Annotated in this window: 10 protein-coding genes and 1 pseudogene; 8 read left to right on the forward strand and 3 right to left on the reverse strand. The window is 38.1% G+C overall.

The genetic code is table 11. The features are described 5' to 3' along the window. Positions 1-144, forward strand: a 144-nt coding sequence (locus FTT75_RS15255) for a LysR family transcriptional regulator (protein WP_180007109.1), incomplete at its 5' end; no start/stop codon positions are given. A 35-nt stretch (positions 145-179) separates the two neighbouring features. Here the strand turns inward: FTT75_RS15255 and FTT75_RS15260 are convergent. Beyond that, a complete protein-coding gene (locus FTT75_RS15260; RefSeq protein ID WP_005028420.1) occupies positions 180-884 on the reverse strand; it encodes an IS6 family transposase in 705 nt (234 codons plus the stop codon). 63 nt (positions 885-947) lie between these two features. On the opposite strand from FTT75_RS15260, the pseudogene FTT75_RS15265 reads away from it, so the two are divergent. After that, a pseudogene (locus tag FTT75_RS15265) lies at positions 948-1,079 on the forward strand (IS3 family transposase); the annotation flags it as partial. Positions 1,080-1,297: 218 nt separating this feature from the next. Here the strand turns inward: FTT75_RS15265 and FTT75_RS15270 are convergent. Beyond that, positions 1,298-1,714: a conjugal transfer protein TraD gene (locus FTT75_RS15270; RefSeq protein WP_108091264.1), complete on the reverse strand. Its 417-nt coding sequence runs from the start codon at positions 1,712-1,714 to the stop codon at positions 1,298-1,300. Positions 1,715-1,993: 279 nt separating this feature from the next. Between FTT75_RS15270 and FTT75_RS15275 the strand changes: the two genes are divergently transcribed. The 6 genes from FTT75_RS15275 to FTT75_RS15300 all read left to right on the forward strand — a co-directional run bounded on the left by FTT75_RS15275 (position 1,994) and on the right by FTT75_RS15300 (position 5,084). After that, positions 1,994-2,149: a hypothetical protein gene (locus FTT75_RS15275; protein ID WP_002061201.1), complete on the forward strand. Its 156-nt coding sequence runs from the start codon at positions 1,994-1,996 to the stop codon at positions 2,147-2,149. Continuing rightward, positions 2,149-3,078 carry a MobA/MobL family protein gene (locus FTT75_RS15280; protein WP_119065094.1) on the forward strand — a complete coding sequence of 310 codons (930 nt, stop codon included), beginning with the start codon at positions 2,149-2,151 and terminating at the stop codon, positions 3,076-3,078. The genes FTT75_RS15275 and FTT75_RS15280 overlap by 1 nt, the downstream gene beginning before the upstream one ends. Further along, the gene (locus FTT75_RS15285) at positions 3,075-3,575 is read left to right on the forward strand and encodes a hypothetical protein (protein ID WP_068550831.1); all 501 of its coding nucleotides are present in this window, start codon (positions 3,075-3,077) and stop codon (positions 3,573-3,575) included. The genes FTT75_RS15280 and FTT75_RS15285 overlap by 4 nt, the downstream gene beginning before the upstream one ends. Before the next feature lie 70 nt (positions 3,576-3,645). Further along, entirely contained in the window at positions 3,646-3,942 is a 297-nt protein-coding gene (locus tag FTT75_RS15290; RefSeq protein WP_042087986.1) for a BrnT family toxin, read from the forward strand. Next, a complete protein-coding gene (locus FTT75_RS15295; protein ID WP_042087985.1) occupies positions 3,932-4,147 on the forward strand; it encodes a hypothetical protein in 216 nt (71 codons plus the stop codon). The genes FTT75_RS15290 and FTT75_RS15295 overlap by 11 nt, the downstream gene beginning before the upstream one ends. Before the next feature lie 127 nt (positions 4,148-4,274). Then, complete coding sequence (locus FTT75_RS15300) at positions 4,275-5,084, forward strand: hypothetical protein (protein ID WP_108091266.1); 810 nt, start codon at positions 4,275-4,277, stop codon at positions 5,082-5,084. Between the two features lie 793 nt (positions 5,085-5,877). Here the strand turns inward: FTT75_RS15300 and FTT75_RS15305 are convergent. Further along, positions 5,878-6,294 (reverse strand): hypothetical protein, encoded by a 417-nt coding sequence (locus FTT75_RS15305; RefSeq protein ID WP_163169825.1) that lies wholly within the window; start codon positions 6,292-6,294, stop codon positions 5,878-5,880. Positions 6,295-6,322: the final 28 nt, after the last annotated feature.

Here is a 6,322-nt window from a genome sequence, read left to right on the forward strand (position 1 = left end):
GCACTTGGTATCAGCCAGTCGAGCGTCAGCGCGCGTGTGAAAGCGCTGGAGGATAACCTTGGTGTCCTGCTATTTGAGCGCCATGCGCGGGGCGTTCGGCTAACAGACGCAGGCAGGCACTTCATGGGGCACTGTTGCAAATAGAGATTTGAGTCGATGATGTTCCCTTTAAAAAGTACTTAGAGACCGAAAACCCTGTTGATTAGACACACTTCACCCTGAGGCTGACCATAATAAAATGACGATGCTTGTCCTTTACGTAGTGCACGCATGACTTCAATACCTTTAATTGTGGCATAAGCCGTCTTCATAGATTTGAATCCTAATGTGGCCCTGATGATCCGCTTTAGCTTGCCATGATCACATTCAATCACGTTATTTTTATACTTAATCTGCCTGTGCTCAAGGTCTGGTGGACATTTACCTTCCCGTTTTAACCGTGATAAAGCACGTCCATATGTGGGTGCTTTATCCGTGTTGATCACTTGTGGAATTTGCCACTTCTTCACATTATTTAAAATTTTTCCAAGAAAACAATAAGCTGAATGGGTATTTCGTCTAGCAGAAAGATAGAAATCAAGAGTATGGCCACGTTGGTCAACTGCACGGTATAGATATGCCCATTTGCCATTCACTTTTACGTAAGTTTCATCCAGATGCCATAAATGTCGATCTGTAGGATTACGCCAATACCAACGTAAACGTTTTTCCATTTCTGGAGCATAACGCTGAACCCAGCGATAAATTGTGGTGTGATCAACATTCACTCCACGTTCGGCCAGCATTTCCTGAAGTTCACGATAGCTGATGCCATATTTACAATACCAACGAACAGCCCAAAGAATGATTTCACCTTGAAAGTGCCGACCGTGGAAGGGATTCATCTGCTGTATCTCGAAATAAATAAGATATTTAGCTTATCATGTCAGCCTATTTGCAACAGTGCCCAACTTGCGACACTAAATTGGGTAGATTGGTTCAATAAAGAGCGTGTACATAGTGCACTAGGTTATGTATCACCTTTTGATTTTGAAGCAATGTACTATGATAAGATTAACCCGTTAGGTCAGGTGGCCTAACTTAAATAAAAAACTCTCCGACAAACCCGGTACGGTTCACCTTTATCTTTGTTTGTGATGAATACATTAGCAAGTTCCCATTTAGGTGCTGCATGAGAGAGAATTGGTAAAGATAGACAGAGTCCTAAGATAAACTTTTTCATTAATTGTCCTATGAAATCTCATAATGATTTGTTAAATCATAACTTAATTTATTGCTGATCTAGCTTAGCTTATAATTAATTTGAATTATTTTTACGTTGTTTGAGAACTTCTAATCCTAAATCCTTCCAAATTTGCCATTTCATATCATTTGGGTCTATTTCAGCAGTTTTAAGCAGAATTCCAAGTAATTCGGCTGGGTCACGCTGATCAAGGTTAGCAATTTCAAAAAGTGCGCCTAATTGAATGAGATGACGTGTACGAGCTTTTCGTTCAGCTTCCTTTTCTGCATTCAGTAATTTTCTGACTGCTATCTTCTGTTTATTCGCTCGATCTATGGCTTTTTCAGCTTTGATCAAGGCATTCAATTTTTTCTCTTGGTCGGGAGTACGGTATTGGATTTGAGCTAATTCTAATAAAAGCTTTTGTGCATCACTGGGATTCTTTAAAGCAGAAATGTAGGTAATTTTTTCAGACAGCCAATCATTATTCATATTCAATTCCTTAATTCATATACCGCAAAAGCACAGGCTCAATACTCAAAGAACGATAACAAAATAATTACGTCCAAGGTACGCAATTTTGTTAAAGTCGTTCTAGAGATTGTCGCCTGTACTTCCATCAAAAAATTGATGGCGCGCTTAGACGTTTCTCAATTTCATTGAGAAACCTAAGCACGTTAGGGACTTCATCCCTAAAACCCTGAAACTTCTTTTTTTCGTTCAATTGAAAATTGAATGAAAAAAAGAAGTACCAAAGCTAGGAGCAACAGCATGCAACTAAAACAGGTATTGGGAAAAATCAAAGATATTAGTTTTGGCGTGATCGCAGCACCGCTAATTATCATCATTATGATGTGGGCTTCGATACTTGATCAAAGAGCGTTTAAAAAAGAACGTAACCGAAAAAAGGAACAGGATAAGACCTAATGGCGATTGCTCGTTTAAGTGTCAAAGTCGGTAAGGCAGGTAAAGCAGCACCGCATGCCGAATATATTGATCGGGATGAAGAAAAAAAGCTGAAACAAGAACAGGCAGAAACCGACCTTGAACATAGTGCCTATGGGAATATGCCGAAATGGGCTGAACATAATCCGATTACCTTTTGGGAAGCAGCCGACCTTTACGAGCGCAAAAATGGCAGTACCTATCGAGAATATGAAATTGCCCTGCCTAGAGAGATGAATGCCAAACAACGTCTAGAACTGGTTGAGGAGTTCATTCAGTCCGAGATCGGCTCAAAATATCCATATCAGTTTGCGATTCATAACCCTAAAGCAATGGACGGCAACGATCAGCCCCACGTGCATCTCATGTTTAATGAACGTCTGCAAGATGGAATCGAACGAGATCCAGAGCAATATTTCAAACGCTATAACAGCAAAAATCCTGAACGTGGCGGAGCTAAAAAAGACAATACAGGCAAGAGTTACCAGGAACGAAAAATTGATATTAAAGACCTACGCCAAAGATGGGCGGATTTATGCAACAGCCATTTAGAAAAACATCAAATTGATAGCCGTATTGATATGCGAAGCTACAAAGAGCAAGGCATAGAGAAAGAACCCGAAAAGAAACTGTTACCAAGCCAAGCCAAAGACCCTGAAATTAGGGAAGCCCTACAACAATCACGTACAGCCTATAAAGAGCTTGAGCGACTAGACTTAGGCGACCCCAAACAAGACCTGAAAGACCTCAAAAACAGCCCAATTTCAGACAAAGAAATTAAACAGGGTATTGAGAGCTTTAAGGCTGATTTTGACAGCTTTAAACAGCTTGCTTTGGAACAGTACAAACAACAGCAGAAATTAGAAAGAGAGCAACAGAAAACAATGAAGTTTAGAGGGATGAGCCGATGACACCTGATGAAAAAAAGCTATATGCACTAATGGCAGTTGCAGAACAACAGCAGAACCTCGTCAATCAGGCCGTTAAAGAGCTTCAAATCACGAAAGAACACATTCAAAGCACTATTGCTGGGCAGACCCACCATACTGTATCAAAATCGCTAAATACGGGCTTACAGGAGGGTACAGCGGAGCTTATTAAGACCGCTAAAGCACTTGGACGCTTGAATAATTCAATTGAATCAGCCCGTGATCAGTTGTCATGGAAGCTCATTACCATTGTTCTAGGCATCTTTGCCATTCTGATGCTTGGTATCATTTGGCTGTTTAGTGTTTATATCAAACCTTTAGGCAATATCCCGCAGATCGAGAGCCTGAGACAGCAAGGCATCCAGTTTGATATTGGAAGTTGTAAAGTTGATGGAGAATCTAAACCGTGTGTCCGAGTGATGAAAAAGCAGTGCGGATATGGAAAAAATGGCGATTTTTGTGTCATAGACCCAAAATAATAAGAATATTTCTTATGCTAAAAGAAAATTCTTACTTAATTTCAATTCTACGAGAGGAAAAGGGGTAATCATGCCATTGATTGAATATTACGGCTTGTTATTTGAATGGCATGACCAAAAAATGGATTTAGTCTACAGAGGGCGTGAAATTACGTTCGAAGAAGTCTGTAGTATTTTCCTTGATCCTGCATTGATGTCTTTTGATGATGTAGGACACTATGACGAACAACGACTAATATCAGTCGGTTTAAGCAATCGTGGTAGACTATTAACAGTGGTTTGGGTTGAACGTGGAGATGTTGCGAGAATAATCACTGCATTTGAACCATCACATCACCAAAAGCGGAGGTACAGCAATGCAAAATGAATTAGAACGCTATAAAAATTTTGATCCTACCAATGCCCCATTGGTTAAACCTAGTTTTGTGAAAAAATTACAGGAACGTCACGCCATCGCTCAAGCAAAGGCTTTTGATGCTGATGTGGTGACATGGTTAGGTTCACAAGATAATGAAACAAAACAACATATTAACGATATGGTTCGCCATATTATGGCATTGAAACGTACTTAATTAGGTATGACCTCCCTTTTTTGTTTTAATGTTTGATTGATTAATTAGAAAGCTCATTTGGTATTCATACCAAATGAGCTTTTACTTTATAGTTTTTGAAGGATACGCCGTGGTTAAGGAAGTTGTTATGTTGAAACATTCAAGTTTGGAAAGAAAAGAGTTCAAGCATGAAGAACTTGCACTAATAAAAAAACTTGATTTCAACGATATTGAGATTATTAAGCCTGATAATCTTGGACAAATCTTAATTTGGACTTCTAAACTTGCTGAATATCATCATGCTCAATTTGTTGAATTTAGTCATAAGTTAGATATTGTTGATGAAATAGAAGAGCGAGAAGAGATTAACAATAAGATTAATTTTTATAGAAAAAGTAGAGTTTTAGAGAATCATATCAAGGATTTCTATCTAAAAAAGCTATTGGATCAAGGAGAAGCGACAGTAAAGGGATATATCAAACATCCGATTAAACAGGATACAAATTACGCTGTAATTTCTTATCACGGATATCATTTTGTTAGTTTTGCTACTCCAGAGATTATTGAAAAATTTCCCTTACATTTTATTGATTTTGTACAAAGTGAAACACCAAAGACATTAGCAGATATACACTCTGATGAAGCTGTACTGCTATCAACGGTTAAGAATTTTATAACGCCCTTTAAAGAACAATATAAAAAAATAAAGAGTAAAAATAAGGAGATCAAAGAACACAATACGGTCGTACATAAAATTTATATAAAAATTAAAAATAAAGAAGCAACTTTGCAAAAGCCAACAGATTCAAAGCCTAAAGAATCTAGCCCCAAATCTGATGAAAAGATTACTTTACCAGTAAAAATGAAGCAGGTAGCTATTCAGCAAAATATAGCTTCACAAGAAAAGTCAATTACTGTGATTAAGAAGCGAAAATTTGCTTTAAATAAGGATAAGTAAATTTGTAATTGTAAATTATAAAGAAAATCCCCCCTAAGCCTTGCAACTTAGAGGGGTTTTCCAGTAAATTCTACGGTACGCAGTTATTTGATGTTAACCCATCGAATAACGAAGATCATAAGGTTTGGCGACCGTTATGATTTCACCAAAGGCTGGTACCTGAACTCTATTTTCACAATAAACAGTGTTTAGATCAAGTCTCAAAATGATAAGTCTTCGTTAATCCGTGTTTTAAATCATCAAATAAGCATCATAGATCGAGCTTTGCCTGCTTCTGCGTGTCCGTTTTAGGGATTGGCATGCGTTGCATGTGGAGGGAATAAGTGTCACTGGTGCAACGTAGCGATAGTCGAAAGGCTAAACCGCTACAGGGGAATCTCACAAAAGCGGAGCGTTAAGAGTAGCTGTATAGGTTGGTTAAGTTGCATGTTGGGGAAACCCTCGCAGAGATACCGCCATACTTCGACAGGGAGCGCGTGGGAGAAGGTGCAAGACCTTTAGTCCTTGTCTGCATAGTCTGCAAAGCTATGTGCGGATACGACCGATATACGTGGCTCCGAAGCCAAAAGAATATGCGGTAAATCGGCAATACTTAAAGGATGTGTCATTTTTTTAAATGACCGCCTTTAGGGAGAGTATTGCCGAAACTCTCTCAACCGTTCACCAAAGCCAAAGCACGAAGTGCGACGCTTGGGTAACGAGTTGAGAAGTTGAGAGCATGTGCTTTTGCTTTTATAGGTTTTTATATTTTTATAGAAGAGCTTTTGAGAAGCTTGTTCTGCTTAGGCTATTATTAAAATCCAATTCTGTTTGTATTAATAATAATGTTATTAGAATATTTTCCTCTGACATCATCGCAAACAGTTGTATAGCTATAATATTCATAGGTTTTTAGAGTACCAATAATATAGCCTCTTTGAAAAATAGGTTCCCATTGATTAGTAAATGGGCTCAAGAAAAGACCTTGTGAACATTCAATCGCTAAATTATTTTTCACTACATTATTTTTAGGATTTGAGTGAACTTCTTTTATAGAAAAATATCTAATATCATTATTATTTGGTGCTGTTTTGATTGAATTTTTGTCTACATATATTTTAGAAATCTCACCTTGAACCGTACCGGGTTTGTCGGAGACCAAGCTTTCTGAGAGAATGTCCCGATGAAAAAAGTAAAATATACCCCTGAAATCAGAGAAAGAGCGGTTCAATTATTGATTGAATCCGAGAAAGATTATC

It is taken from the genome of Acinetobacter sp. YH01008 (genome assembly GCF_013420435.1).
Taxonomy (GTDB): domain Bacteria; phylum Pseudomonadota; class Gammaproteobacteria; order Pseudomonadales; family Moraxellaceae; genus Acinetobacter; species Acinetobacter pseudolwoffii.

Coding starts and splice junctions, on each gene's coding strand:
- FTT75_RS15260 (WP_005028420.1), bottom strand. CDS start 884: ATGAATCCCTTCCACGGTCGGCACTTTCAAGGTGAAATCATTCTTTGG.
- FTT75_RS15270 (WP_108091264.1), bottom strand. CDS start 1,714: ATGAATAATGATTGGCTGTCTGAAAAAATTACCTACATTTCTGCTTTA.
- FTT75_RS15275 (WP_002061201.1), top strand. CDS start 1,994: ATGCAACTAAAACAGGTATTGGGAAAAATCAAAGATATTAGTTTTGGC.
- FTT75_RS15280 (WP_119065094.1), top strand. CDS start 2,149: ATGGCGATTGCTCGTTTAAGTGTCAAAGTCGGTAAGGCAGGTAAAGCA.
- FTT75_RS15285 (WP_068550831.1), top strand. CDS start 3,075: ATGACACCTGATGAAAAAAAGCTATATGCACTAATGGCAGTTGCAGAA.
- FTT75_RS15290 (WP_042087986.1), top strand. CDS start 3,646: ATGCCATTGATTGAATATTACGGCTTGTTATTTGAATGGCATGACCAA.
- FTT75_RS15295 (WP_042087985.1), top strand. CDS start 3,932: ATGCAAAATGAATTAGAACGCTATAAAAATTTTGATCCTACCAATGCC.
- FTT75_RS15300 (WP_108091266.1), top strand. CDS start 4,275: ATGTTGAAACATTCAAGTTTGGAAAGAAAAGAGTTCAAGCATGAAGAA.